The organism is Massilia agrisoli (assembly GCF_020831365.1).
GTDB lineage: Bacteria > Pseudomonadota > Gammaproteobacteria > Burkholderiales > Burkholderiaceae_D > Telluria_A > Telluria_A agrisoli.
On record NZ_JAJHPV010000002.1, the window covers coordinates 93620 to 120520 of the forward strand.

Consider the following 26901-nt stretch of genomic DNA (forward strand, 5'->3'; position numbering starts at 1 on the left):
CCGCCGTGCCGCGCCAACAACACAAGCGAACCGCCCACCGCTGGAAGCTCACGGCCATCATGATGACCGCGACCTTCCTCGCCTTCGGCAGCTTCTGGGTGGCGCAGATGATGGAAAACGATCCGGGCATCTCGTCGGACGCGCTTAAGAACGAGCCTGACTACATCGTCGAACGCTTCAGCGTGGTGCGCATGTCGCCAAGCGGGCAGCCGCGCTACATCGTTTCGGGCGACAAGCTGACGCACCGGCCCGTGGATGACACCGCGGAAATCGAGAAGCCACTGGTGCAGAGCATTGGCGAAGGCGTGCCGCCGACGACGATCCGCGCCAGGCGGGCGCGCGTCGACCACGGCAACACCCAGGTGCACCTGATGGGCGACGTCGATATCGACCGCAAGGCGACAGCCACGAGCAGGCCGGTGCGCATGCGTACGCAGGCGCTGACGGTGTACCCGGACGACGACCAGATGAAGACCGACCAGCCGGTCGAGGTCATCTCCGACGGCGCGACGATGACGGGCACTGGCCTGTTTGTCGACAACACGACGCGCCAGGTCAATGTGTCCAGCCGCGTGCGGATCGTTTATCCGCCGCGCCAGTAATCAAAAAATAAATGAGCGAGCTACCGATGAAGAAAATCCTGCTTTGTATCGCACTGTGCGGCGTTGTTGCAGGTTCTGCGATGGCCGAGAAGGCCGACTCGAACAAGCCGACCGAAATTTTCGCTGACTCGGCATCCGACGACGATGTGAAGCAGATCCGTACGCTGACGGGCAATGTGATCCTCACGCGCGGCACGCTGGTGATGAAGGCCGGTAAGGCCGTCCTCCGCGTCGATCCGGAAGGCTACCAGTTCGTGACCTTTACCGCGGCCCCTGGCACGGTGGCGACCTTCCGCCAGAAGCGCGACGGCGGCGACCTGTGGGTTGAAGGCCAGGCCGAACGCATCGAATACGACAACAAGACCGAGATCGTGAAGCTGTTCTCGAAGGCCAAGCTGGCCCGCCTCGAAGGCAGCCGCGTGACCGACGAGGTCGAAGGCGCCTTCATCTCCTACGACAGCCGCAAGGAATTCTTCGCTGTCGAGAACACCGCAACCGGCGAGAGCAAGCCAGGCGCGGGCCGCGTCCGGATGGTGATCCAGCCATCGAACAAGCCGTCAGCGCCGGCCACGCCAGGAAAATAAAACAATGGAAGCAAAAAACTGTGGCAGCACCCTGATCGTCCGCGGCCTGCAAAAGAGCTACGGCAAGCGGCTGGTGGTGCGCGACGTCTCCTTGCAGGTCGAGTGCGGCGAAGTAGTCGGGCTGCTGGGGCCTAACGGCGCCGGCAAGACCACCTCGTTCTACATGATCGTCGGCCTGGTGCCGTCGGACGCCGGCTCGATCGACATCAGCGGCGTCGACATCTCCAGCCTGCCGATCCACCGCCGCGCCACGCTGGGCCTGTCCTACCTGCCGCAGGAAGCGTCGGTATTCCGCAAGCTGACCGTGGAAGACAATATCCGCGCCGTGCTGGAACTGCAGAAGGTCGACGGCAAGCCGCTCTCGAAAGGCGAGATCGAGCAGCGCCTCGACTCGCTGCTGGCCGACCTGCAAATCGAAAAGCTGCGCGAGAACCAGGCGATGTCGCTGTCCGGCGGCGAGCGCCGCCGCGTCGAGATCGCGCGCGCGCTGGCGACCAACCCGCGCTTCGTGCTGCTCGACGAACCGTTTGCGGGTGTCGACCCGATCGCCGTGATCGAAATCCAGCGCATCGTGCGCTTCCTGAAGGAGCGCAAGATCGGCGTGCTGATCACCGACCATAATGTCCGTGAAACGCTCGGCATCTGCGACCGCGCCTACATCATCAACCAGGGGGCGGTGCTTGCCTCGGGCCGGCCTGACGACATCATTGCCGACGAGTCGGTACGGCGCGTGTACCTCGGCGAACACTTCCGGATGTAAGCCATATCATGAAACAATCCCTGCAATTACGGACGTCGCAGCATCTTGCGCTTACGCCCCAGCTGCAGCAGTCGATCCGGCTGCTGCAGCTGTCGACGCTCGAATTGCACCAGGAGATAGAACAGGCGCTGTCGGACAATCCCATGCTCGAACGGCTGGACGATCCGCTCGACCACTCGGTACGCCTGCTGGCCGACGGCGCCATCAACACCGCCACGCCTGGCGAAGCGCCAACCGAGCCGGGATCGCAGGAAGCCGCTCCGGCGGCCGAAGGCGACAATTTCGACAGCCCTGAAGTGGCCAGCGTCGCTGGCGAAGGCGAGGGCGATGGCGACTGGGGTGACGTCGGCAGCGCCAAGGCGCCGGATGATGAAGATTCGCGTCCCCAGCTCGAAGCCAGCGCCACCACGCTGCGCGAGCACCTGACGGAACAGGTCCGCGTCACCTGCCTGAGCGCGCGCGACTGCGCGCTGGTCGAACTGATCATCGACGCGCTTGACGACAACGGCTACCTCGAAGAGCCGCTGGAAGACATCCACTCGCGCATGCCGCCCGAACTCGACATCGAGATCGACGAACTGCACACCGCGCTGGCGCTGGTGCAGAGCCTTGACCCGACCGGCGTGGGCGCGCGCAATGCGTCCGAATGCCTGGCGCTGCAGATCCGCCGCATGCCGGGCGTGCCGCTGGTGACGCGCCGGATGGCGCTGGCCATCGTCGAAAAGCACCTGGCCTGGTTCGCCCAGCGCGAATTCAACAAGCTGAAAAAAGCCCTGGACTGCGACGACGAAGACCTGCGCGAAGCGCAGGCCGTTATCCGCCAGTGCAATCCGCATCCGGGTGCTGCCTATGGCGGCGGGGTGTCCGATTTCGTGGTGCCGGACGTGATCGTGCGGCGCGGCCGCGGCGGCTGGGTGGTCACCCTGAATAACGACGTGATGCCGCGCCTGCGCGTGAACAGCATGTACGCAAACCTGCTCCGCCAGGGCAAAGGCGAAGGGCAGCTCAACACGCAGCTGCAGGAAGCCAAGTGGCTGATCAAGAACATGCGCCAGCGCTTCGACACCATCCTGCGCGTGTCGCAGGCCATTGTCGACCGCCAGCGTAACTTCTTCTCGCACGGGGCGGTGGCGATGCGCCCGCTGGTGCTGCGCGAGATCGCCGATACGCTCGGCCTGCACGAGAGCACCATCTCGCGCGTGACGACGCAAAAGTACATGATGACGCCGCACGGGATGTTCGAGCTCAAGTACTTCTTCGGCAGCCATGTGGCGACCGATGCCGGCGGCGAGGCATCGTCGACGGCGATCCGCGCGCTGATCGTTCAGCTGACCAGCGCCGAAGACCCCAGGAGCCCACTGTCGGACAGCAAGATCGCCGACATGCTGGGTGAGCAGGGCATGGTCATCGCCCGCCGCACGGTGGCGAAGTACCGCGAAGCGCTCAAGATCCCGCCAGTGGCCCTGCGCAAGTCGCTCTAGTCCCGTCATTCCCGCGAAGGCGGGAATCCATGGTGCGTGCGCCAGTGGCCCGGCATGGGTTCCCGCTGTCGCGGGAACGACGTCAGTTACGCGCTTCCGGGCCGAAATCAAGCACCACATTCCCCATCGGGTACTCGTTCGAGCGGGTTTCCCACGCGCCGTCGCCTACCTTCATCCGGTACGTTTCAAACACATGCGGCAGGCCCTCGCTGGCCATCACATCCGGATTGGTCGTCAGCTGGAAGTGCAGGTGCGGCTGGCGCGCGTCGCCTGAATTGCCGACCGCGCCGACCACCTGGCCACGCCTGACCCGCTGCCCGGCCTTCACGCGCACGCTGCCCGGCATTAAGTGCGCGTAGTAGGCGAACTGCCCGCCGCCGAGGTCGATGACAACCCGGTTGCCGGCGACCGATTCCATGGTGACCGGTACCGCCGGCTCGAATCCTGCGGGGGTGCGCGGAATATTGTCGGGATACCCGTCCTGCGCAACGACCACTGTGCCGTCCGCGACGGCCACTGTCTTTTCGCCGTAGGCGTGATACGAGCGCACATCGCGCTGGTCGCCCGTCCATGGTTTGCCGTCCGCGCCGTACTTCTTCCAGTCGATCGCATAGCGGCGTGCAATCTGCGCAGTGCCATCGACGACCCACAACCCCATCCGGTGATGCGAATGCAGGCTCGGACTGTTGTCCGGACTCCAGTTGGTTCCGGCAACCGGGCCTCCAAGCACAGGAAGCGGCGTCGCACGCGTGCCGATTACAGGGCCAAAAGCGGCCGCGCCATCGAGCAGCACGCGGTGGCGCAGGCGCGCCGGCACCTGCGTCTTGCTGTCGAACGCGAGGCACAGGAACGCTACCGCCCCTTGCCCGTTGCCCAGGGTGCGTTTGGTGCCTTCGTTATCGCCGATGGTGACCGTGCGCAGGTGGGCTTCGAGTTGCGCCTCCTTGATGTCGGCGATCGGCGCGGCGTTTGCTTTATCGGCGTCGAGAACCTGGATGCCGCGCAGTGTCATGGCGTCGGCGGAGAAGTTCTGGAGATGTAATTCGTAGACCAGGTAGTTCCTGCCGCCGCCAGGGAGCACAGTGGGCTCGAGCGGCGTGCGCATTTGCAGCTGGAGCGGCGGGAATGCAGGGGCACTGGGCGGAAACGCCGGTGCGACCACAACGCCCGCAACCGCAGGCTCGCAGCCCTGGGGCAGTGGCGCTGTTGCAGCGCTTGCGCCGGCGGCGAAGGCCAGCGCGGCGCAGAGGAAGGAGGCGGTGCAAACTGGGCGAAGCGGCATCCTGGCTGGCATGAAGTAGTCCGGTTGAATTGTTGGGCTGCCATCTTACCGTGCCTTGGTGTTCATTGACACCTAAACTATTTAAGCATGTAGTATACGTCCAGGTTAAAGGACGATCAGGAGCGGTCATGAAGATAGTGTGCATAGGCGGAGGCCCGGCCGGCCTGTATTTTGCGCTGCTGATGAAAAAGCAGGACCCATCGCACGAGGTCACCGTCATCGAACGCAACCGCCCCTACGACACGTTCGGCTGGGGCGTGGTGTTCTCCGACCAGACCCTTGGCAACCTGGTGGCGGCCGACGAACAGACCGCCCGCACCATCCTGCAGTCGTTCAACCACTGGGACGACATCGACGTCCATTTCAAGGGCCGCACCATTACCTCCGGCGGCCACGGGTTTTGCGGCATCGGCCGCAAGCGGCTGCTGAACATCCTGCAGGCGCGCTGCGAAGAACTTGGCGTGCGCCTGGTGTTCGAAACCGATGTCGCCGACGACCAGGCCATCGCCGCGCAGTATGGCGCCGACCTGGTGGTCGCCTGCGACGGCCTCAATAGCCGCGTGCGCACGCGTTACGCGGATACCTACCGTCCCGACATCGACACCCGCCACTGCCGCTTCGTCTGGCTCGGCACCAGGAAGAAGTTCGACGCCTTCACCTTCGCGTTCGAGCAGACCGCGCATGGCTGGTTCCAGGCCCACTGCTACCAGTACGACGGCGACACCTCCACATTCATCGTCGAGACGCCGGAAGAAGTGTGGCGCGCGTCCGGCCTGGACGAGATGAGCCAGGAGGAGGGCATCGCTTTCTGCGAGAAGCTGTTCGCCAAATACCTCGACGGCAACGCGCTGCTGAGCAATGCCTCGCACCTGCGCGGTTCGGCGATGTGGATCAAGTTCCCGCGCATCGTCTGCGAGGAGTGGGTGCAGTGGAACACGATTGATGGCCGCCGCGTGCCGGTGGTGCTGATGGGCGATGCCGCGCACACCGCGCACTTTTCAATCGGCTCGGGCACCAAGCTGGCGCTGGAAGACGCCATAGAACTGGCGCGCTGCTTCACGCAGCAGGACGGCGACGGCATCGGCAAGGTGATGGCCTGCTACCAGAAGCTGCGCTCGGTCGAAGTGCTCAAGCTGCAAAGCGCCGCGCGCAATTCGATGGAGTGGTTCGAGAACGTCGAGCGTTACACGGCGATGGAAGCGGAGCAGTTCGCGTACTCGATGCTCACCCGCAGCCAGCGCCTGTCGCATGAAAACCTGCGTGTGCGCGACCCGGCGTATGTGGGCCGCTTCGAGGAATGGATCGCCGGCCGCGCCTTCGAGCAGGCCGGCCTGCCGATGCCCGCCACTGCGGCCGGTATTCCGCCGATGCTGACGCCATTCCGCCTGCGCGGCACGGTGCTGAAGAACCGCATCGTGGTCTCGCCCATGGCGCAATATTCCGCTGACGGCGGTACGGTTGGCGACTTCCACATGGTGCACCTTGGCAGCCGCGCGCTTGGCGGGGCCGGCATGGTATTCGCCGAGATGACCTGCGTGTCGGCCGACGCGCGCATCACCCCGGGCTGCCCGGGCCTGTACGAACCCGCGCACACGGCGGCATGGAAGCGCATCGTCGACTTCGTCCACACCAGCAGCGATGCGAAGATCGCCATCCAGCTGGGCCACGCCGGCGCCAAGGGATCGACCCGGCGCGCGTGGGACGGCACCGACCTGCCGCTCGACGAAGGCAACTGGCCGCTGGTATCGGCTTCCAGCCAGCAGTACCTGGAGGGCGTGTCGCAAGTGGCCCGCGAGGCCACGCGCGAAGATCTGGAACGAATCCTTAACGACTTTGTGCGCGCCACGGGCGAGGCGCACAAGGCAGGTTTCGACTGGCTCGAACTGCACTGCGCGCACGGCTATTTTTTGTCGAGCTTCATCTCGCCGCTGACCAACCAGCGCCTTGATGAATTCGGCGGCTCGCTGGAGAACCGCTGCCGCTATCCCCTCGACGTTTTTACCGCCGTCCGCGCCGCCTGGCCTGCGGATAAGCCGATCAGCGTACGTCTTTCTGCCCACGACTGGGTCGAAGGCGGCATCACGCCGGACGACGCGGTGCAGGTCGCGCGCATGTTCAAGGAAGCCGGTGCGGACATGATCGACGTGTCCTCGGGCCAGGTCAGCAAAAAGGAAAGGCCGGTCTACGGGCGCATGTTCCAGACGCCGTTCGCGGACCGCATCCGCAACGAAGTCGGCATTCCGACCATTGCGGTGGGCGCGATCTTCGAAGCCGACCATGCCAACAGCATCATCGCTTCTGGCCGCGCGGACCTGTGCGCGATCGCGCGCCCCCACCTGGCCGATCCGGCGTGGACGCTGCATGAAACCGCAAAGCTGGGCTACACCGGCCTGGCCTGGCCGAAGCAGTACCACGCGGGCAAGATGCAAATGGAGCGCAACCTCGAGCGCGAACGCCAGGTGGCTGCCGCCAGCGCCGGGCTGACCCCGCAGCAGGTCGCTGCCAAACTGCTGGAGGGCTGATCATGATCGCTGCCTCACAAGAAGCGCTGGCCGGTAAACACGCACTGGTGACGGGCGGCGGGCGCGGCATCGGCGCGGCCATCGCGCGCCAGCTGCTGCTGGCCGGCGCCAGCGTCACCATCTCGGGCCGCAGCCGCGACGTGCTCGACGCCACGGTGGCCGAGTTGTCGTCGCTGGGCGAGATCGCCTGCGTCACCATCGACGTGGGCCAGCGCGACTCGGTGGCGCAGGCATTCGAAGAAGCGCGCGCGCGTTTCGGCCCGGTCGATATTTTGGTCAACAATGCGGGACAGGCCGAATCCGCGCCCTTCCTTAAAACGGGCGAGGAAATGTGGAACCGCATGCTGACTGTGAACCTCACCGGCACCTACCACTGCACCAGCGAGGCGCTGCCCGGCATGGTGGCGGCGCGCTGGGGCCGCGTGGTCAACGTTGCCAGCACGGCCGGGCTGACCGGCTACGGCTATGTCGCCGCCTACTGCGCGGCCAAGCATGGCGTGATCGGGCTGACCCGGTCGCTGGCGCTGGAAGTGGCCACCAAGGGCATCACCGTCAACGCGGTCTGTCCCGGCTACACCGACACCGACATCGTGCGCGGCGCGGTGGCCAATATCGTTTCCAAGACCGGCCGCAGCGAAGCGGAAGCGCTGCGCCAGCTGGCCGCGTCGAATCCGCAGGGACGGCTGGTGCAGCCAGCCGAAGTAGCCAACGCCGTGCTGTGGCTCTGCATGCCCGGCTCCGGCGCGATGAACGGCCAGTCGATTGCGGTCGACGGCGGCGAAGTAATGTAAGCGTGCGGACAAAGGAAAACATATCATGGCCGATAAAAACGAAGCGCCAGTGCTCGATGTCGAGACCCGCCTGACCGACGACCATCACCAGTCGCTCAAGCTGTGGCTGCGCATGCTGTCGTGTACCACGCTGATCGAGACGGAGATCCGCTCGCGCCTGCGCGCGGAATTCGGCATTACGCTGCCGCGCTTTGACCTGATGGCGCAGCTCGACCGCCACCCCGACGGCCTGCGCATGGGCGAGCTGTCGAAGCGGCTGATGGTCACCGGCGGTAACGTCACCGGCATCACCGACCAGCTGGAGCAGGAAGGCCTGGTGGTGCGCGCGCCGGTAGCCGATGACCGCCGCGCTTACAGCGTCAAGCTGACGCCGGCAGGCCGCCGCGCCTTCAACCGCATGGCGTCGGTGCATGAGGGGTGGATCACTGAATTGATGGATGGCCTGGACGGAAGCGACAAGTCCACGCTGATCGCGCTGCTCTCGAAAATGAAGCAGCGCCTGAACGACAACGAATAGGAGAACCGAATGCGATACCTCAGGGGCGAACCCCACCAGCTGCAAGGCAGCGGAATGGCTGTAGCCGACTACACGCCGCAGCACTTCCTGTTCAGCGTCGACCAGGGCGTGGCGACTGTGACGCTGAACCGTCCGGAGCGCAAGAACCCGCTGACCTTCGACTCGTATGCGGAACTGCGCGACGTGTTCCGCTGGCTCGCCTACGCCGATGAAGTCAAGGCCATTGTCGTCACCGGCGCGGGCGAAAACTTCTGCTCGGGCGGCGACGTGCATGAGATCATCGGCCCGCTGACAAAGCTCGACATGCCCGGCCTGCTGGCGTTCACCCGCATGACGGGCGACCTGGTAAAGGCCATGCGCGCCTGCCCGCAGCCGATTGTCGCCGCGATCGACGGCATCTGCGCGGGCGCTGGCGCCATCATCGCGCTGGCCTCGGATATCCGCTACGGCACCGCGCGCAGCAAGACCGCTTTCCTGTTTACCCGGGTCGGCCTGGCAGGCTGCGACATGGGCGCGTGCGCGCTGCTGCCGCGCGTGATCGGCCAGGGACGCGCGTCGGAACTGCTGTACACGGGCCGCAGCCTTGGTGGCGAAGAAGCCGAGCGCTGGGGCTTCTACAACCGCCTGTGCGCGCCGGAAACCGTGCTGGCCGACGCGCAGGCGTTTGCCGCAATGCTGGCCAGCGGCCCGACTTTTGCGCACGGCATGACCAAGAAAATGCTGCAGCAGGAGTGGAACATGGGCGTGGACGAGGCGATCGAAGCCGAAGCGCAGGCACAGGCGATCTGCATGGCGACCAACGACTTCCACCGCGCCTACCACGCCTTCGTGGCCAAGGAAAAACCTCAATTCGAAGGCGACTGACCATGGCCGATACCGATTACCTCAGCTGGCCTTTCCTTGAGCCGCGCCACCGCGAGCTGGCGCTGTCGCTCGATGCGTGGGCGGCGCAGAACATCCCGCAAGAGCACGGCCACGACGTGGACGAAACCTGCCGCGCCCTGGTGCGCCAGCTTGGCGATGCAGGCTGGCTCAGGCACGCGATCGGGGGCGCCGCCTATGGCGCACATGGCGATGCGATCGATACGCGCGCGGTGTGCCTGATCCGTGAGACGCTGGCGCGCCACTCCGGCCTTGCGGACTTCGCGTTTGCCATGCAGGGCCTTGGAAGCGGTGCGATCACCTTGTTCGGCAGCGAAGACAACAAGCGCGATTACCTCACGCGCGTAGGCCGCGGCGAGGCGATTGCGGCGTTCGCGCTGTCCGAGCCGGATGCCGGTTCCGACGTGGCCGCGATGGCCTGTTCGGCGGTGCTGGACGGCGACCACTACGTGCTCAATGGCGAAAAGACCTGGATCTCCAACGGCGGCATCGCCGACATGTACGTGGTGTTTGCGCGCACCGGCGAAGCGCCGGGGGCGCGCGGCATCTCGGCCTTCATCGTCGACGCCGGCCTGCCCGGCTTCGAGATTGCCGAGCGCATCGACGTGATCGCGCCGCACCCGCTGGCGCGGCTGCGTTTCAGCGACTGCCGGGTACCAGCCAGCAAGCGGCTGGGCGAGGCAGGCAAGGGCTTCAAGGTCGCAATGGCGACGCTCGACATCTTCCGCACCTCGGTGGCGGCAGCGGCGCTTGGCTTCGCGCGGCGCGCCCTCGATGAAGCCACGGCGCGCGCGATGTCGCGCAAGATGTTCGGCAAAACGCTGGCCGACTTCCAGCTGACGCAGGCGAAGCTGGCGCAGATGGCCACCGGTATCGATGCCGCAGCCTTGCTGACCTACCGCGCGGCGTGGCAGCGCGACCAGGGCCGCCGCGTGACCAAGGAAGCGGCAATGGCCAAGCTGACGGCCACCGAAACGGCGCAGCAGGTCATCGATGCGGCGGTGCAGATGTTCGGCGGCCTCGGCGTGGTCAGCGAGCAGCCGGTGGAGCGCCTGTACCGCGAGATCCGCTCGCTGCGCATCTACGAAGGCGCGACCGAAGTGCAGCAGCTGATCATCGCGCGCGAACTGCTGGCAGAGGCCGGGGCGAAGCAGCTTAACCAACCACAGTGAGAGGCACCATGGACTTCCTTCAACCCCCAGGCTGGCAGCGCCCGCGCGGCTACGCCAACGGTATCTCGGCCACGGGCCGCATGGTCTTCGTGAGCGGCATGATCGGCTGGGACGCGCAGTGCCAGTTTCACACCGACGACTTCGCGGGACAGGTGCGCCAGGCACTTGAGAACGTGGTTGCCGTGCTGGCCGAGGGCGGCGCGAAGCCCGATCACATCGTGCGCATGACCTGGTATGTGGTCGACAAAAAAGAGTACGTGAATGCCTATCCCGAGATCGGCGCGGCATACCGCGAGATCATCGGGCGCCATTTCCCAACCATGAGTGCGGTGCAGGTCGCGGGCCTGGTGGAAGACCGCGCCCGCGTTGAAATCGAGGTCACCGCAGTGGTGCCCGGGTAGCGTCGGGGCACGTTCCGCGGCGACCCGGTTCAATTGCCGTGCACCCCTTGTTTTGCGCGGAATAGCTGGTACACTAGGTTTACATGAGGGCATGTTTCTTGTGTGCCAACTCATGCTTTTTCGCATCTAGAAGGAGGCAGAACCCTAAGAAATCCATTTTCCGACAGTAAGATTTGCGGACATGCTGGGAAAGGGTTTCGCGTCGGCACAATACCGTGCCCCTTCGCTTGCACTCACTTCACCCCTCCATACCCCGCCAGTCTTTGTAGCTATCGATTCCTCTACGCGATTCATTCGCGCAAGAACCGGAAGTGTTAGCAACGTCATCAAAGGAGTGTGTATGAATCTCACCATCAGTGGTCATCATCTCGAAGTCACCCCCGCCATTCGTGAATACGTCCAATCGAAGCTCGAGCGCGTCAAGCGCCACTTTGATCAAGTGATCGATATCTCCGTCATTCTCACCGTCGACAATCTCACTGAAAAAGAAAAACGCCAGAAGGCGGAGATTAACCTGCATATGTCGGGCAAGACGGTATTCGTCGAGAGTGTGGCAGCGGACCTGTACGCAGCGATAGATACCTTGATCGACAAGCTTGACCGCCAGGTCATGAAATACAAAAACAAACTCCAGGACCACAATCGCGAGGCGATTAAACGCATGCCTGAAGCGGAACTGCCGGCTGCGGCCTGAGCTTAATTTCCCTTCCTGATGAAAGGCGTCTGCGGACGCCTTTTTTGCGTCTGTGGCCGCTGGTTTGCCGATAAAATATCAGTCTTTTAATCTTACACACACCGTCATGAGCGAATTCGTAAAAACCCGCATCGCCAACCGCACCGGCATCATTACGCTTGACCGCCCGAAGGCGCTCAACTCGCTATCGCTTGGCATGGTGCGCGACCTGGCCGACGTGCTGGAAGGCTGGCGCGACGACGCCGCCGTCGATGCAGTGGTTATTACCAGCAGCAGCGAGAAAGCCCTGTGCGCGGGCGGCGATATCCGCTTCTTCCATGAAGTGGGCCACGCCACGCCGATGGGCGGCAGCGCTTTGCTCGAAGACTTCTTTACCGAAGAATACGCGCTCAACCACCTGATTCATTACTACCCGAAGCCTTACGTCGCGCTGATGGAAGGCGTGGTCATGGGCGGCGGCATGGGCATTGCGCAAGGCGGGCCCGATTGCGGCATCCGCATCGTCACCGAAGGCACCAAGATGGCGATGCCGGAGGTGAACATCGGCCTGTTCCCGGACGTCGGCGGCTCGCACTTCCTGTCGCACGCGCCGGGGCAGCTGGGGAACTACCTCGGGCTGACCGGACTCACAATCGGGGCGGCCGATGCGCTGTACGTGGGACTGGCCGATCTGTTTGTGCCGCAGGCGCAGATGGCGGCGCTGAAGGAACTGATTGAAACGACGCCGGGCGGCGGCTTGCGCCCGGCCATTGTTGCGTTTGCCGGGCAGTTCAAGGGACAGGCCGGGGACAGCACGCTGGAAGCGAACCGCGCCGGTATCGACAAGCATTTTGGCGCCGGTTCAGTAGCTGCGGTGATGGCGTCGCTGGAGCAGGATGACGGCGCGTTCTTCCAGAAGGCGCTGGGCGCGATGCGCCAGCGTTCGCCGCTGATGATGTGCGTGACCCATGAACTGCTGGTGCGCGGCGCCAAGCTGGATGTGGCGGACTGCCTGCGCATGGAACGCACCCTGGTGCGGCACAACTTCGAGCACGGCGAAGTGCTGGAAGGCGTGCGCGCGCTGGTGATCGACAAGGACAACGCGCCGAAGTGGAATCCGGCTGGCCTCCAGGATGTCACGCCGGAGATGGTGGAGAAGTTCTTTACGCCGGTGTGGCCGGCACGGGCGCATCCGCTGCGCCATCTGTAATCTTTGATTGTCTTCACAAGGAGGCTGGCATGGAAACAATGGAACTTCATCGCGGACGTCTCATCGATCACATCCAGCTCGTTGTGCGAGACCTGCCGGCATCGCGCGCGTTTTATACCGCGGTGTTCGATGTGCTGAAGGTGCCGCTGGGCGGCGAAGGCGAAGACTACTTCTGGGCCGACGAGCTGTTTATCTCGACGGCCGGCAGCGAGGCGGCGCAGGGGGTGCTGACCGGGCGCCACCACCTGGCGTTCCAGGCGCAAGACCGCGCGATGGTTGATGCGTTCTACAAGGCGGCGCTGGAACATGGGGGGCGCGACAATGGCGCTCCGGGCGAGCGTGCCTATCATCCGGGGTATTACGGCGCGTTCGTGCTGGATCCGGATGGGAACAACCTCGAGGCGGTGCACCACGGTGAGGCGAAGCGCAGCGCGGTATCGGTCAACATCACGTTCTAAAGCGTAAAAAACGTACGGCGGATGCGGCCTCGGCGGCAGCCCGCTTATCCGCCCTGCGGGTGGCGCCGTCGAACTTTACGATTGCTCGCGGTGCCTCAAGACCACGCGCTCGGTCGGGCTGAAATAGGCAGCAAGCCGTTCGGCCATGTACACCGAGCGGTGCTGGCCGCCGGTACAGCCCAGCGCCACCGTCAGGTAGCTGCGGTTGTCCGTCTTAAACGACGGCAGCCATTTTTCGATGAACACCCGGATATCGTTTAACAGTTCCGCGGCGCTAGGTTGCGCGTCGAGGAAGGCGATCACCGGCGCGTCCTTGCCCGTCATCGGACGCAGCGCCAGGTCGTAGTAGGGGTTCGGCAGCGCGCGCACGTCGAACACGAAGTCGGCATCGAGCGGCACGCCAAGCTTGAAGGCGAACGATTCGAAGAACAGCGTCAGCGGCGCGCGTTCAATCTCCACCAGTTCCTTGATCCATGCGCGCAGCTTGTTGGCCGACAGTTCGGACGTGTCGATCACGTGCCCGAGCTGCTCGATAGCTGACAGGCGCTCGCGTTCTTCAAGGATGCATTCGATCAGCGTGCGGCGCGATGCGGGATTTTCGTCCGGACGCAACTGGTGCGACAGCGGGTGGCTGCGGCGCGTTTCGGAAAAGCGCGCCACCAGCGAGTGCGTATTTGCGGTCAGGAACATGATCTTGACGTCGTGCCCATCGTCTTTCAGCTGGCGCACGTTGGCTGGCAGTTCGACCAGCGACTGGGCGCTGCGCGCATCGACGGCGACGGCCAGTTTGTCGGTGCCGTCGGCGACCAGCGCGGTGACCAGGCTTGGCAGCAGCGCGGGAGGCAGGTTGTCAACGCAGTAGTAGCCGGCGTCTTCAAGAACATTGAGGGCCACCGATTTACCGGAGCCGGAAATTCCTGTGATGAGTACGATTCGCATGCCTTGATGATACCGCAATGGCATCATTTTCGCTCAGCGTTTGGGCTTGCTACCCGCGCCGCGGGCATCATCGCGGCGCAATCGGGCAGACCAGGAAGCGCTTGTCGTCGCAGTAGTTGCCGCGGCATGCCATGCTGATGGCGCCGAAGCCGGGTGGAAAGCGGAGGGTCGGTGTTTCCTCCGAGACCCAGCTGGTCCACTGGCAGCTCGGCCCGCCCAGGGTCGCGGGAAACGCATCCTTGAGCGCCACGCATTCCAGCGCAATGTTGTCGCAGTACCTGCCCTTGCAGGAGAAGCCGCTGATGAAGGCGGGCTCGCCGGCGGGCCAGTCGCCGCGCTCGTACGGGTTGGGGACGTTGCATTGCGCGACCGCCTCGCCTTCTTCCGAGACAAAGCTGGACCAGCGGATGTCGTATAGCTCGCGCCGGCCCGCCCCGCAGATCGCTTCGATATTGTCGCAGTAGCGGCCGGTGCAGGTGATCCCGGCGACAAGGCGGTTGCCGCAGGTGGTGGGCGGGGTTTCTTCCGAAATTGCCTGGGCGAGGGCGCTGCCGCAGAAGCCCAGCGCCATCAATACGCTGGAGACCAGCTTTGCGATCGACATGCCAGCCTCCGGACTCTGGGTGGGATGCTGGTTCGACTTTGCGCCCGGCCCGAAAGTTCGCGAAGTTGATCGCTAGTGAATCCTCATTGTGGCATCAAGCGTGATTTTGTAGGAAGCAGGGTCGTCGGAAAAAAGCTGCAAGGTGGAGCCCAGAATCCCCGTGACCGGCGCTCCCGGAGGGCTATAAACCAATGGCGCCATTTTGTATGTCACCTTCATCGTCTGGTTCGGTTTGATCGTAAAAATTTTGTTTCCAATTCCAGAACCATGATTGCTTCCTGAGATCGGATACGGATCGACCAGGGAAAAGCCGCCATTGAATCCACCTTCCGGAGTCGGCTTGCCGTCGATACTCCATGCTCTCGAGGCCCAGGCCAGTTGAATATGAAGGTCAGCCATACCGGCATTGGACAGGTGAAGGACGGCTTGTGAACTTGAGCCGGCGATGGAGTCCGCAAAGACCATCGGGAAGATGAAGTTTCCATCGTTATAGTGCTTCCCATTAATCACAAGTTTGGGCGCGCGTGCGGGCACGGGACGGAAGGAAATGTATGGATCGCCTTGCATCGAAATCGCATTGCCCCTCAAACTTCCCCTGACTGCTTCCGCAAAGGTGCTCCCGAGCGCCAGGTAAGGATAGACCTCCTGCGCTTGCTCGAACACGAAATTAGAGCTTCCCCATGAAGTGGTAGAAGATCCCATAGTGAGCATCGTCTTCCCTGACATCAGCAACGTCGTTGCGAATGAGCCGCTGCGAAGAAAATCTTGCGAGGAGCACGCTAACATTTCAACGTATTTCGCACTGGCGCCGTTGGATTGAATCTCGCTGCTTGCCATACTGACGTGATCGTCAGAATAATACTTCCCCAGCGCGTCGGGGCCTTCGAACAAAATGCTGCTCGAGTTTCCATGTCCCCCGACCACACACATTTCCCCTTCGCTTGCCAGGCATCGTTTGAATGTGTCTTTGCGGAAGGCGGCTGTCCCATCCGTAACGAAAGCGGGCGAGGGATAATGTTGAAGTCCACCGTTGAGCGTCATTGCTGGCCAAATGTCCGCCAGCGTATCTGCGGGGAGGTAGGGCGCAGATCCGCCCCATAACGCCCAGGTGTACTGAAAATCAGGCGACCAATTCAAATTGTTTTGATCGCTGGCCTTGTGATAGGCAATGAATTGATCAAGTTTTTTTTCAACGTCCGCCAGGTCCGATAGTTGGCTTTGGCCGCGCAATACAGCCACAGGCATCCCGTGCCGGCACGACGGGTCGTTGTCGATTTCCTGGGGAACTGAATCGATGCGGTTGCTGTTGGCTGAAAAGCGATACTCGCCGCACGATGGCAACCGGAATGGATCCATTAACGGCTTCGCAAATCCATCTATGCCATCAATGACAAGAGGCACCGGAACCACGCCGATCAGGATCGCCCCATCATAAGGCTTCAGCTGGTTCCGGACCGCTGGGGCATCTGCGCCGGCGCTGAGAACGTCCACCGAATAGATTGGCCCATTCGATCCCGAGCGGGCGGTGGCGCGCCGGTTCAGGTCGCCGGAAAGTGCAGCAGAAAACTGCTGGATTTTCGCACCATTCGCATGCATTTGGGAGGATGAAACAACCATCGCGATATTGACTGGCTTGGCACGCACTTCCTCAAATTGAAGGGGGGCGGGTTCCGGGACAGGTACAGGCGGTACAGGTACTGGCGGTACAGGGAGAGGCGCCGGAGCTGGCGCATTATTTGCAGGCGGCGGTGCCGATTGGGCGCTGTCGCCACTCCCTCCGCATGCGGAAAGGGCCAGGACCTGGAATGCATAAGCCGAGCATAAAATCCACTGCCTTAATTTCGCCGACATATGTGTTCCCGTAAAGTCTATTGATTGGCTATACCGCAAGTTAACAAAATGATATTAGCTTAATAAACTTTTATTTCAAAGCAAAAAAAAGACGGCTCGCGCCGTCTGGTTAATGCCCTGGTATGGTTCGATCTTCAGTCGCCTGTCATGGCCTGGCGTTGACGCTCCATGAATTCCTGCAGCGTATCGATGCCGCGCAGCTGGAGGATCGTGTTGCGCACGGCAGCCTCCAGCAGAACCGCGATGTTGCGGCCGGCGGCAACAGGAATCACCACCTTGCGCACCGGCAGGCCCAGCACGTCTTCGGTTGGGAAGTTGAATGGCAGGCGCTCGACCTCTTCTTCCGCCGCGCCGCGCCGCACCAGGTGCACGATGAGCTTCAGGCGCATCTTGCGGCGCACGGCGGTCTCGCCGAAGATCGCCTTGATATCCAGCAGTCCAAGGCCGCGCACTTCGAGCAGGTTTTGCAGCAGCGGCGGGCAGCGCCCTTCGATCATGTTCGGCGCGATGCGCGAGAACTCCACCGCGTCGTCGGCCACCAGGCCGTGGCTGCGCGAAATCAGTTCGAGGCCAAGCTCGCTCTTGCCCAGGCCCGAGTCGCCGGTAATCAGCACGCCGACACCCAGCACGTCCATGAACACGCCGTGCATGATGATGCGCTGCGCGAGCTTCTTGGACAGGTAGACGCGCAGGTAGTCGATCACCTGCGCGGCCGGCAGCGGCGTCGAGAACAGCGGGATATTTTGCTCGTCGCAGATGGCGAGGATGTCGGGCGGCGTGTCGAGGCCCTGCGCGATGATCAGCGCCGGCGGGCCGCCGCCGATCAGTTCGGAGATGACGTGCGCGCGCGAGCTCGATTTAAGACGGTGGTAGTAGGCCAGTTCCTGGTGCCCGAACACCTGGATGCGGCCGGGGTGGATCAGGTTCAGGTGGCCGACCTGGTCGGCGGCCGAAGCCACATCGCCCGAGATCAGGCGCTCGCCGCCGGGGAAGCCGGCGAACCAGCCAAGCTCCAAAGACTCGCGGTTATCGTCGTACAGCCTTTGGATGGTCAGCGGGGTTTGCAGCATGAACGGGTCTTTGTAGTGAGGCGCGGCGCGCCTGGTCCGCCAAGTTTAACCCAAGGCCTGCAGGCTTGGTTGCCAGCTGGTGATACGCGCATGCACCGACTTCGGATCCGGGTCAGTCGACAGCGCAGTGCGGAAAGCGTCGTCCGAAAACATCTCTGCGATCTCGGACAGGATTTCCAGGTGCTGCTGGGTGACGTGGTCAGGAATCAGCAGGAAGAACAGCAGGTTGACCGGCTGGCCGTCCGGGGACTCGAACGGAATCGGCTCGGCCAGGCGCACAAACGCGCCCAGCGGCGACTTGAGGCTCTTGCTGCCCTTGATACGGCCGTGCGGGACGGCGACGCCGTGGCCGAGGCCGGTGGAGCCGAGGCGCTCGCGGGCGAACAGGTTGTCCGATACGGTCGAGCGCGCAATGCCGCAATTATTTTCGAAGATCAGCCCGGCTTGCTCGAAGGCGCGCTTCTTGCTGGAAACTTCGAGATCGAGCAGCACGTTCTCGGGCGACAGGATTTTGCTAAGATTGGTCATGACACTCTGTGTAATGTTGCAGTGCACAAAGGTGCTTGCGAGCCAGAATTATAGGCCTGTTTTGCAGCCGTGTAATTCGATTTCGACTTGGGGAACCCGGCAATGCCGTGCACCGGGCCAGCCACAACACCATATGGCGTTGTTTTAACGAAAATCAAGGCTGCCCCGGCTGTGTGGGAAGCGTTGCATTCGGGCTAAAGGTATTCCCGTACGGAAACTAGGTCAATGCTTGCAGGCGGTGCGGATTGCAATCGTTGACCTGTATCAGCGCCTTACTGGCGGGCGTTGCGCAGGTTGGGCGGGCGGCCGGTGGTGAAGTTGGCGCGCCATGGATTGATGTCGAGCCCGCCGCGGCGGGTGTAGCGCGCATACACGGCCAGCTTTTGCGGGGCGCACTGGCGCATGATGTCGACAAAAATGCGTTCGACGCACTGCTCGTGGAATTCGTTGTGCTCGCGAAAGCCGATCAGGTACTTCAGCAGGCCCTCCTGGTCGATCTGCGGGCCCACGTAATGGATCTGCACGCTGCCCCAGTCGGGCTGGCCAGTGACCAGGCAGTTCGATTTGAGCAGGTGCGACACCAGGGTTTCATCCACCGGCGGCTCACCCTTGGCCGCCGTCAGCAGGGCCGGGCTGGGCGAGTAGTTATCCACCTCGATGTCGAGGCGGTCCAGCAGCAGGCCGTCAAGCTCGCCCATCTTCAGGCGGCCAAAGTCTTCCTGCATCGTCACCGTCACATGCACCGGCGCGCCTGCCGCGGTGGAGACGTCTTCGCGCAGCAGTTCGACCAGCGCGTCCTGGTTGGCGAGGCGGGTCTGGTTGAACGAGTTGAGATACAGCTTGAACGACTTCGATTCGATGATGTTGGGGGAATCGGCCGGCACAGTAAAGGTCGCAATCGCCACCTGCGGCTTGCCGCGCATGTTCAGCCACGACAGCTCGTAGGCGTTCCAGATGTCGACGCCGAAGAACGGCAGCGCGCCGGTGATCTGCAGCTCGTCGCGCTTTTGCTGGCGCGCGATCGGGAACAGCAGTTCCGGTGCGTACTGCGTCTGGTAGGCGGAGGTTTTACCCAGCGGAGACTGGTCGGCGGTGTTGGTCATTGGCGTTTAAAGGAAAAGCTTGTACACGGGGTTGGCACTCTCGTCCCAGTAACGGTAGCCGAGGGTGTTAAGGAACTGGCGGAATTCGTCCATCTCGCCGCCCGGCACCTGCAGGCCGACCAGGATGCGGCCGACGTCGCCGCCCTGGTTCCGGTAATGGAACAGCGAGATGTTCCAGTTCGGCGCCATGCTGGCGAGAAAGCGCATCAATGCGCCGGGGCGTTCCGGGAATTCGAAACGATACAGCAGCTCGTCGTGCGCCAGCGCGCTCTTGCCGCCGACGAGGTGGCGGATGTGCAGCTTGGCCAGCTCGTCGTGGGTGAGGTCGAGGGTGCGGAAGTCGTGCTGCTCGAAGGTGCGCGCCAGTACGCTGGACTCGCCACGCGCGGAGACCTGGATGCCGACAAACACGTGGGCTTCGCGCTCGTCGCTGACGCGGTAGTTAAATTCGGTGACGTTGCGCGGCCCGACCAGTTCGCAGAAGCGGCGGAAGCTGCCGCGCTGCTCGGGAATCGTCACCGCGAACACGGCTTCGCGCGCTTCGCCCACCTCGGCGCGCTCGGCGACAAAACGCAGGCGGTCGAAGTTCATGTTGGCGCCGCAGGCGATCGCCACCAGCGACTCGTTGCGCACCGGGTTTTTCGACATCGCGGAGCGCTCGACGTAGGCCTTGGCGCCAGCAATGGCAAGGGCGCCTGCCGGTTCGAGGATGCTGCGGGTGTCCTGGAACACGTCCTTGATGGCCGCGCAGATGGCGTCGTTGTCGACGATGATGATCTCGTCGACGTACTTCTGCGCCAGGCGGAAGGTCTCTTCGCCGACCAGCCGCACCGCGGTGCCGTCCGAGAACAGGCCGACGTCGGACAAGGTCACGCGCTGGCCGGCCTTCAGGCTGCGCGCCATCGCGTCGGAGTCCATCGTTTGCACGCCGATGATCCTGATGTCGGGGCGCACCTGCTTGACGTAGGCGGCCACGCCGGCGATCAGGCCGCCGCCGCCAATCGCCACAAAGATCGCATGGATCGGGCCGGAGTGCTGGCGCAGGATCTCCATGCCGATGGTGCCCTGGCCGGCGATCACGTCCGGGTCGTCGAACGGGTGCACGAAGGTCAGCTTCTGTTCTTTTTCCAGGGTCAGCGCGTGGTTGTAGGCGTCGGTGTACGACTCGCCGTGCAGCACCACTTCGACATTCGCGCCGCCGCGCGCCTTGACCGCTTCGATCTTCACCGGCGGCGTGGTGGTCGGCATCACGACCAGCGCGCGGCATCCCAGCTTGCCAGCCGAAAGGGCGACGCCCTGCGCGTGGTTGCCGGCCGAGGCGCAGATCACGCCGCGCTTTAACTGCGCGGCGTTCAGGTTGGCCATCTTGTTGTAGGCGCCGCGCAGCTTGAAGCTGAACACGCTTTGCATGTCTTCGCGCTTGAAGTAAATGCGGTTGTCGAAACGCTCGGACAGGGTAGGGGCAAGTTCCAGCGGGGTTTCATCGGCAACGTCGTAGACGCGGGCGGTCAGGATTTTCTTGAGATAGTCGATTGTCATGGTCTGCAAGCATAAGGTTCAAAGCCACCGTCGTTCCCGCGCAGGCGGGAACCTATACTGAATCTCAGTAGCCAGCGGCGCATGGGTTCCCGTTTTCACGGGAAGTCGTTTCCGCCAATGGCGGGAACGACGCACTTGGTGACGCGTTCGTATGACTGTCCTGATCGGGTTATGGCCGAGGCGTTCAGTGCGACAGGCGAGCGCGGTTGGCGGGCTCTGCCTATCGTGTCGTTGCGATAGGTTTTCCTCATTATAATGGACGCTTCCCAAGCCGTCTTTTGCCCCCATGATCGAATCCGCAGTTCTCTGGCTGCTCAAAGTGCTGGCCGCCCCTGCGGTCGGCCTCAGTTCGGTCTTCATTATCTCCTTCGTTTCAGCCACCCTGGTGCCGCTGGGCTCGGAGCCTGCCGTGTTCGCGGTGGTCAAGGCCAACCATGAAATGTTCTGGCCCGCGATCCTCGTCGCCACGCTTGGCAATACGCTGGGTGGCGCGGTCGATTACTTCATCGGCTACCGCGCCAAGGTGGCGTTCGCCAAGGAGCGTGAAACGGTATGGTTCAAATGGCTGGCGCGCTTCGGCCCGAAGGCGATGCTGCTGTCGTGGGTGCCGGCCGTCGGCGACCCGTTGTGCACCCTGGGCGGCTGGCTGCACCTGCCGTTCTGGCCAAGCATCGGCTACATGGCCATCGGTAAATTCGGGCGCTACCTGACCATGACCTCGGTGCTGCTCTATGTGCCTGACGGGTTCTGGAAACAACTGGGCCAGATGCTCGCCTGAATATCCTGCCTGCATGAAAATCATGCAAATATCTGGTGCATAAATGACGGTCTGTGCAAATAACATTTGCTTAAAATGTAAATTTTGCAAATAAACGACGTCGGCGACTGGCTGTATAGACCGGAAAAACGGCCCCTGCCCGGGCGTTGTGCAGCGCAATACGCTAGAATGTTCTTCCCTAGGGTCAGTCCGAGAAGTCCACGATACATGAACGCCCCCGCACAAATCCAGGCACTGCTGGCGGAAACGCCGAACGGTCCAGCCACCACCCGCCTGCGCGAAATCCCGTACAACTACACCTCGTTTTCCGATCGTGAAATTGTGATCCGCCTGCTGGGCGAAGAAGCGTGGGAGCTGCTCGACGCCTTGCGCGGCGCGCGCCAGACCGGGCGGTCGGCCCGCATGCTGTACGAGGTGCTGGGCGATATCTGGGTGGTGCGGCGCAATCCCTACCTGCAGGATGACCTGCTGGACAACCCGACCCGCCGCCAGGAACTGATCGACGCGCTGCATCACCGCCTGTCGGAAGTCGACAAGCGCCGCCTCACCGTCGACTCGCTCGAAGCAGGCGACACCGACGCCGAGCTGGCGCGCAGCCGCAGCGCGGCCGTTGAAAAACTGCTGGCCGCCGCGACCCGCGCGGTCGAAGACTTCGGCAACGAATTCCGCGCCACCTATGACCTGCGCAAGCGCGCCACCAAGGTGCTGGGCCGCTACACCGAGAAACACAACATCCGTTTCGACGGCATCAAGCGCGTATCGCACGTCACCGACGCCACCGACTGGCGCGTCGAATATCCGTTCGTCGTGCTGACGCCGGACACCGAAGACGAAATGGCGGGACTGGTCAAAGGCTGTATCGAACTTGGCCTGACCATCATCCCGCGCGGCGGCGGCACCGGCTACACCGGCGGCGCAATTCCGCTGACGCCAATGTCGGCCGTGATCAACACCGAAAAACTGATCGCGCTGGGCGAAGTCGAAATGACCATGCTGCCGGGTGTGGAGCGCGAATACGCGACCATCTACTCCGGCGCTGGCGTGGTGACCAAGCGCGTGTCCGACGCCGCGGAGCGCGCAGGCTTCGTGTTTGCGGTCGACCCGACGTCGGCGGAAGCATCCTGCATCGGCGGTAACATCGCCATGAACGCGGGCGGCAAGAAGGCCGTGTTGTGGGGCACCGCGCTCGACAACCTGGCCTCGTGGCGCATGGTCGACCCGAACGGCGACTGGCTCGAAGTGACCCGCATCGACCACAACCTGTCCAAGATCCACGACACGCCGCTGGCGCGCTTCAAGCTCGAATGGACGCATCCGTCCACGCGCGGCGCGGCCAAGACCGAACCGTTCAAGACCGAGATCCTCGAAATTGAAGGCCGCCGCTTCCGCAAGGAAGGCCTGGGCAAGGACGTCACCGACAAATTCCTGGCCGGCCTGCCGGGCATCCAGAAAGAAGGCTGCGACGGCCTGATCACGTCGGCCCGCTGGATTTTGCACAAGCTGCCGAAGCACACGCGCACCGTCTGCCTGGAGTTCTTCGGCCAGGCGCGCGACGCGATTCCATCGATCGTCGAAATCAAGGACTACCTCGACGGCCTGCCCGCAAAGGGCGGCGAAGCGTTTTCCACGCTGCGCCTGGCCGGCCTGGAGCACCTCGACGAGCGCTACCTGCGCGCAGTCGGCTACGCCACCAAGTCCAAGCGCGGCGTGCTGCCGAAGATGGCGCTGTTCGGCGACATCGTCGGCGACGATGAAAACGCGGTCGCTGTCGCCGCTTCGGAAGTGGTGCGCATCGCGAACACCCGCGTCGGCGAAGGTTTTGTCGCGGTCAGCCCGGAAGCGCGCAAGAAGTTCTGGCTCGACCGCGCCCGCACTGCCGCCATCGCCAAGCACACCAACGCCTTCAAGATCAACGAAGACGTGGTGATTCCACTGAACCGCATGGGCGAGTACACCGACGGCATCGAGCGCATCAACATCGAGCTGTCGATCAAGAACAAGCTGCAACTGGTCGACCAGCTGCGCGACTTCATCGCCGCCGGCCACCTGCCGGTTGCCAAAGGCGACGACGCGGCGCGCGAAGGCATTGGCGCCGACGAAATGCTGGGCGACCGCCCGCAGCAGGCGCTCGAGATGCTCGACGCGGTGCGCGAGCGCTGGACCTTCGTGCTGGCGAACCTGGACCAGCCGCTGGCGGCAGTGACGTCACGCATGCCAGAACTGGAAACGCAGCGGCCCGGCGCGACGCTGTTCGACGTGGTGCAGGACCGCACGGTGCGCATCTCGTGGAAGCAGGAGATCCGCGCCGAGCTGCGCCACATCTTCAACGGCGGCTCGTTCAAGCTGATCCTGGACGAAGCGACCGCGATCCACCAGCGCGTGCTGCGTTCGCGCGTGTTCGTCGCGCTGCACATGCACGCCGGCGACGGCAACGTGCACACCAACCTGCCGGTCAACTCGGACGACTACGCGATGCTGCAGGACGCGCACGAAGCCGTCGGCCGCATCATGAAGCTGGCGCGTTCGCTCGACGGCGTCATCTCGGGCGAACACGGCATCGGCATCACCAAGCTGGAGTTCCTGACCGAAGACGAAATGAAGGACTTCCGCGACTACAAGCTGCGCGTCGATCCGGAAGGCCGCTTCAACAAGGGCAAGCTGCTCAACAACCCTGAATTCAACGCCGACCTGCGCAACGCCTACACGCCGTCGTTCGGCCTGATGGGCCATGAATCGCTGATCATGCAGCAAAGCGATATCGGCGAGATCGCCAACAGCATCAAGGACTGCCTGCGCTGCGGTAAATGCAAGCCGGTCTGCACCACGCACGTGCCGCGCGCGAACCTGCTGTATTCGCCGCGCGACAAGATCCTCGCGACCTCCGCGCTGATCGAAGCCTTCCTGTACGAAGAGCAGACCCGCCGCGGCGTCTCGATCCGCCACTGGGAAGAGTTCGAAGACGTGGCCGACCACTGCACCGTGTGCCACAAATGCGTGACGCCGTGCCCGGTCAACATCGACTTCGGCGACGTCTCGATGAACATGCGTAACCTGCTGCGCAAGATGGACAAGAAGAGCTTCAACCCGACCACCGCGGCCGGCATGTTCTTCCTGAACGCGACCGACCCGACCACCATCAACGCCACCCGCAAGGCGATGATCGACTGGGGCTACAAGGCGCAGCGCGTAGGTAACAGCCTGCTCAAGAAGTTCGCAAAAAAGCAGACCAAGGCGCCGCCGCCGACCACCGGCAAGCCGCCGGTGCGCGAGCAGGTGATCCACTTCATCAACAAGAAAATGCCGGGCAACCTGCCGAAGAAGACCGCGCGCGCGCTGCTCGACATCGAGGACGACAAGGTCATCCCGATCATCCGCAATCCGAAGAACACCACGGCCGATACCGAAGCCGTGTTCTACTTCCCGGGCTGCGGATCGGAGCGGCTATTCTCGCAAGTGGGCCTGGCAACCCAGGCGATGCTGTGGGAAGTGGGCGTGCAGACCGTGCTGCCGCCGGGTTACCTGTGCTGCGGCTATCCGCAACGCGGCGCCGGCCAGTACGACAAGGCCGACAAGATGATGACGGATAACCGCGTGCTGTTCCATCGCATGGCCAACACGCTGAACTACCTCGACATCAAGACGGTGCTCGTATCGTGCGGCACCTGCTACGACCAGCTGGCGACCTACGAGTTCGACAAGATCTTCCCTGGCTGCCGCATCATGGACATCCACGAATACCTGCTGGAGAAGGGCGTCAAGCTCGAAGGCGTGACCGGTACCCGCTACATGTACCACGAGCCGTGCCACAACCCGATGAAGCTGCAGGATTCGGTCAAGACGGTCAATGCGCTGGTCTCGACCATCGACAACGTCAAGATCGAGAAGAACGACCGCTGCTGCGGCGAGTCGGGCACGTTTGGCGTATCGCGTCCGGACATCGCCACGCAAGTGCGCTTCCGCAAGGAAGACGAGATGGAGAAGGGCGCGGCCAAGTTGCGCACCGACGGCTTCGGCGGCGATGTCAAGATCCTCACCAGCTGCCCGTCCTGCCTGCAGGGCCTGTCGCGCTACAATGACGATTCGGGCACCACTGCGGACTACATCGTGATTGAAATCGCGCGGCACAAGCTGGGCGAGAACTGGCTGCCCGAGTATGTGGCGCGTGCCAATAACGGTGGTATCGAACGAGTGCTGGTATGACGTGTGAGCTATGTGACCTGAAGGTGCCGACGGTGTATCGCGACGACAAGCTGTCGGTGATCATCGTCGACGATGCGGCGTATCCTGGTTTCTGCCGCGTGATCTGGAACGATCATGTGAAGGAGATGAGCGACCTGTCGCAGGAAGACCGCCTGGCTATCAACGAAGCAGTCTACCAGGTCGAGCTGGCGCTGGTCGGCGTGATGAAGCCGTTCAAGGTCAACCTCGCGAGCCTGGGTAACATGGTGCCGCATTTGCACTGGCACCTGATTCCCCGTTATGAAGACGACGCCCAGTTCCCGAGCCCGGTATGGGCGCCGGCAGTGCGCACCACCGATGAACAAGTATTGGCGGCGCGCCGCGCGCTGCTGCCGCAACTGGCCGCCGACATTGCGCGGCGGTTTGAGGAAAGAGCATGACACCGACTGAACTGACCGTACGCCAGAAATCGAAAGTCCTGGATATCGCCTTCGATGACGGCAGCGCGTTCTCGCTGCCATTCGAGCTGCTGCGCGTGTATTCGCCATCGGCGGAAGTGCGCGGGCACGGCACCGGGCAGGAAGTTCTCCAGTTGGGCAAGCGCGACGTGGGCATCACGGCGCTGGAACCGGTGGGGAATTATGCGGTGCAGCCGACGTTCACGGACGGCCACAACACCGGCTTGTTCACGTGGGAGTACCTGTACAAGCTGGGTAGCGAGCAGCAGGCCTTGTGGGCGGATTATATGAAGCGCTTGCACGCAGCGGGGTTTGACGGCGATAGCGGCCGTGAACCCGGTGCGATCATCGCGGGCGCGCCGGTTGCAGCGAAAGGCTGCGGCGGCCACTAACGTAGGGCGGACAAGCGCGTAGCGCGCCTCCGCCGAATTGGTGTCAACGGGACGCAACGCGGAGGCGGGCTTCGCCCTTGTCCGCCCTACGTATCGTTGTGCGCGACGTTTACCCCATCTTCAGC

25 protein-coding genes are annotated in these 26901 nt (G+C 63.1%); 17 read left to right on the plus strand and 8 right to left on the minus strand.

Going from position 1 to position 26901, the window contains the following annotated elements; translation table 11 throughout:
• Positions 1-5 precede the first annotated feature (5 nt).
• From lptC to LMJ30_RS00520, 4 genes are read left to right on the plus strand one after another with little or no spacing between them, the layout of a single operon-like run.
• Positions 6-602, plus strand: a complete 597-nt coding sequence (gene lptC, locus LMJ30_RS00505; RefSeq protein WP_229430375.1) for an LPS export ABC transporter periplasmic protein LptC — start codon at positions 6-8, stop codon at positions 600-602.
• 11 nt (positions 603-613) lie between these two features.
• Positions 614-1186: a lipopolysaccharide transport periplasmic protein LptA gene (gene lptA / locus LMJ30_RS00510; RefSeq protein WP_371872956.1), complete on the plus strand. Its 573-nt coding sequence runs from the start codon at positions 614-616 to the stop codon at positions 1184-1186.
• 4 nt (positions 1187-1190) lie between these two features.
• Positions 1191-1946, plus strand: a complete 756-nt coding sequence (gene lptB, locus LMJ30_RS00515; RefSeq protein WP_229430376.1) for an LPS export ABC transporter ATP-binding protein — start codon at positions 1191-1193, stop codon at positions 1944-1946.
• An 8-nt stretch (positions 1947-1954) separates the two neighbouring features.
• The gene (locus LMJ30_RS00520; RefSeq protein ID WP_229430377.1) at positions 1955-3427 is read left to right on the plus strand and encodes an RNA polymerase factor sigma-54; all 1473 of its coding nucleotides are present in this window, start codon (positions 1955-1957) and stop codon (positions 3425-3427) included.
• 82 nt (positions 3428-3509) lie between these two features.
• Here LMJ30_RS00520 and LMJ30_RS00525 read toward each other — a convergent pair whose 3' ends face one another.
• Positions 3510-4721 carry a M23 family metallopeptidase gene (locus LMJ30_RS00525; protein WP_229430378.1) on the minus strand — a complete coding sequence of 404 codons (1212 nt, stop codon included), beginning with the start codon at positions 4719-4721 and terminating at the stop codon, positions 3510-3512.
• A 116-nt stretch (positions 4722-4837) separates the two neighbouring features.
• Between LMJ30_RS00525 and LMJ30_RS00530 the strand changes: the two genes are divergently transcribed.
• The 9 genes from LMJ30_RS00530 to LMJ30_RS00570 all read left to right on the plus strand — a co-directional run bounded on the left by LMJ30_RS00530 (position 4838) and on the right by LMJ30_RS00570 (position 13335).
• Entirely contained in the window at positions 4838-7231 is a 2394-nt protein-coding gene (locus LMJ30_RS00530) for a bifunctional salicylyl-CoA 5-hydroxylase/oxidoreductase (protein ID WP_229430379.1), read from the plus strand.
• Positions 7232-7236: 5 nt separating this feature from the next.
• The gene (locus LMJ30_RS00535) at positions 7237-8022 is read left to right on the plus strand and encodes an SDR family NAD(P)-dependent oxidoreductase (protein WP_229430539.1); all 786 of its coding nucleotides are present in this window, start codon (positions 7237-7239) and stop codon (positions 8020-8022) included.
• Between the two features lie 25 nt (positions 8023-8047).
• Positions 8048-8539: a MarR family winged helix-turn-helix transcriptional regulator gene (locus tag LMJ30_RS00540; RefSeq protein ID WP_229430380.1), complete on the plus strand. Its 492-nt coding sequence runs from the start codon at positions 8048-8050 to the stop codon at positions 8537-8539.
• Positions 8540-8548: 9 nt separating this feature from the next.
• Positions 8549-9403: an enoyl-CoA hydratase family protein gene (locus LMJ30_RS00545; protein WP_229430381.1), complete on the plus strand. Its 855-nt coding sequence runs from the start codon at positions 8549-8551 to the stop codon at positions 9401-9403.
• Between the two features lie 2 nt (positions 9404-9405).
• The gene (locus LMJ30_RS00550; protein WP_229430382.1) at positions 9406-10593 is read left to right on the plus strand and encodes an acyl-CoA dehydrogenase family protein; all 1188 of its coding nucleotides are present in this window, start codon (positions 9406-9408) and stop codon (positions 10591-10593) included.
• An 8-nt stretch (positions 10594-10601) separates the two neighbouring features.
• On the plus strand, positions 10602-10994 hold the full coding sequence (locus LMJ30_RS00555; RefSeq protein WP_229430383.1) for a RidA family protein: 393 nt from the start codon (positions 10602-10604) through the stop codon (positions 10992-10994).
• Between the two features lie 340 nt (positions 10995-11334).
• Entirely contained in the window at positions 11335-11688 is a 354-nt protein-coding gene (hpf, locus tag LMJ30_RS00560) for a ribosome hibernation-promoting factor, HPF/YfiA family (RefSeq protein ID WP_229430384.1), read from the plus strand.
• A gap of 106 nt (positions 11689-11794) precedes the next feature.
• Positions 11795-12877: an enoyl-CoA hydratase/isomerase family protein gene (locus tag LMJ30_RS00565; RefSeq protein ID WP_229430385.1), complete on the plus strand. Its 1083-nt coding sequence runs from the start codon at positions 11795-11797 to the stop codon at positions 12875-12877.
• 29 nt (positions 12878-12906) lie between these two features.
• Complete coding sequence (locus LMJ30_RS00570; RefSeq protein ID WP_229430386.1) at positions 12907-13335, plus strand: VOC family protein; 429 nt, start codon at positions 12907-12909, stop codon at positions 13333-13335.
• Between the two features lie 75 nt (positions 13336-13410).
• Here the strand turns inward: LMJ30_RS00570 and rapZ are convergent, their stop codons facing one another.
• From rapZ to ilvA, 7 genes are all read right to left on the minus strand, one after another.
• Positions 13411-14274 (minus strand): RNase adapter RapZ, encoded by an 864-nt coding sequence (gene rapZ / locus LMJ30_RS00575; protein ID WP_229430387.1) that lies wholly within the window; start codon positions 14272-14274, stop codon positions 13411-13413.
• 67 nt (positions 14275-14341) lie between these two features.
• Positions 14342-14878 (minus strand): hypothetical protein, encoded by a 537-nt coding sequence (locus LMJ30_RS00580; RefSeq protein ID WP_229430388.1) that lies wholly within the window; start codon positions 14876-14878, stop codon positions 14342-14344.
• Between the two features lie 72 nt (positions 14879-14950).
• Positions 14951-16729 carry a hypothetical protein gene (locus LMJ30_RS00585; protein ID WP_229430389.1) on the minus strand — a complete coding sequence of 593 codons (1779 nt, stop codon included), beginning with the start codon at positions 16727-16729 and terminating at the stop codon, positions 14951-14953.
• 134 nt (positions 16730-16863) lie between these two features.
• Positions 16864-17799, minus strand: coding sequence for an HPr(Ser) kinase/phosphatase (hprK, locus tag LMJ30_RS00590; protein WP_229430390.1), 936 nt, complete (start codon positions 17797-17799; stop codon positions 16864-16866).
• Between the two features lie 45 nt (positions 17800-17844).
• The gene (locus LMJ30_RS00595) at positions 17845-18327 is read right to left on the minus strand and encodes a PTS sugar transporter subunit IIA (RefSeq protein WP_223464375.1); all 483 of its coding nucleotides are present in this window, start codon (positions 18325-18327) and stop codon (positions 17845-17847) included.
• Positions 18328-18599: 272 nt separating this feature from the next.
• Positions 18600-19430, minus strand: a complete 831-nt coding sequence (queF, locus tag LMJ30_RS00600; RefSeq protein WP_229430391.1) for an NADPH-dependent 7-cyano-7-deazaguanine reductase QueF — start codon at positions 19428-19430, stop codon at positions 18600-18602.
• A 6-nt stretch (positions 19431-19436) separates the two neighbouring features.
• Positions 19437-20969 carry a threonine ammonia-lyase, biosynthetic gene (ilvA, locus tag LMJ30_RS00605; RefSeq protein WP_229430392.1) on the minus strand — a complete coding sequence of 511 codons (1533 nt, stop codon included), beginning with the start codon at positions 20967-20969 and terminating at the stop codon, positions 19437-19439.
• A gap of 286 nt (positions 20970-21255) precedes the next feature.
• Between ilvA and LMJ30_RS00610 the strand changes: the two genes are divergently transcribed.
• The 4 genes from LMJ30_RS00610 (at position 21256) to LMJ30_RS00625 (ending at position 26776) form a co-directional block, all read left to right on the plus strand.
• Positions 21256-21747 carry a YqaA family protein gene (locus tag LMJ30_RS00610; protein WP_229430393.1) on the plus strand — a complete coding sequence of 164 codons (492 nt, stop codon included), beginning with the start codon at positions 21256-21258 and terminating at the stop codon, positions 21745-21747.
• 207 nt (positions 21748-21954) lie between these two features.
• Complete coding sequence (locus tag LMJ30_RS00615; protein WP_229430394.1) at positions 21955-25947, plus strand: DUF3683 domain-containing protein; 3993 nt, start codon at positions 21955-21957, stop codon at positions 25945-25947.
• The gene (locus LMJ30_RS00620; RefSeq protein WP_229430395.1) at positions 25944-26366 is read left to right on the plus strand and encodes an HIT family protein; all 423 of its coding nucleotides are present in this window, start codon (positions 25944-25946) and stop codon (positions 26364-26366) included. Before LMJ30_RS00615 ends, LMJ30_RS00620 begins: the two co-directional genes overlap by 4 nt.
• A complete protein-coding gene (locus tag LMJ30_RS00625) occupies positions 26363-26776 on the plus strand; it encodes a gamma-butyrobetaine hydroxylase family protein (RefSeq protein ID WP_229430396.1) in 414 nt (137 codons plus the stop codon). Before LMJ30_RS00620 ends, LMJ30_RS00625 begins: the two co-directional genes overlap by 4 nt.
• The last annotated feature ends 125 nt before the right edge of the window (positions 26777-26901 follow it).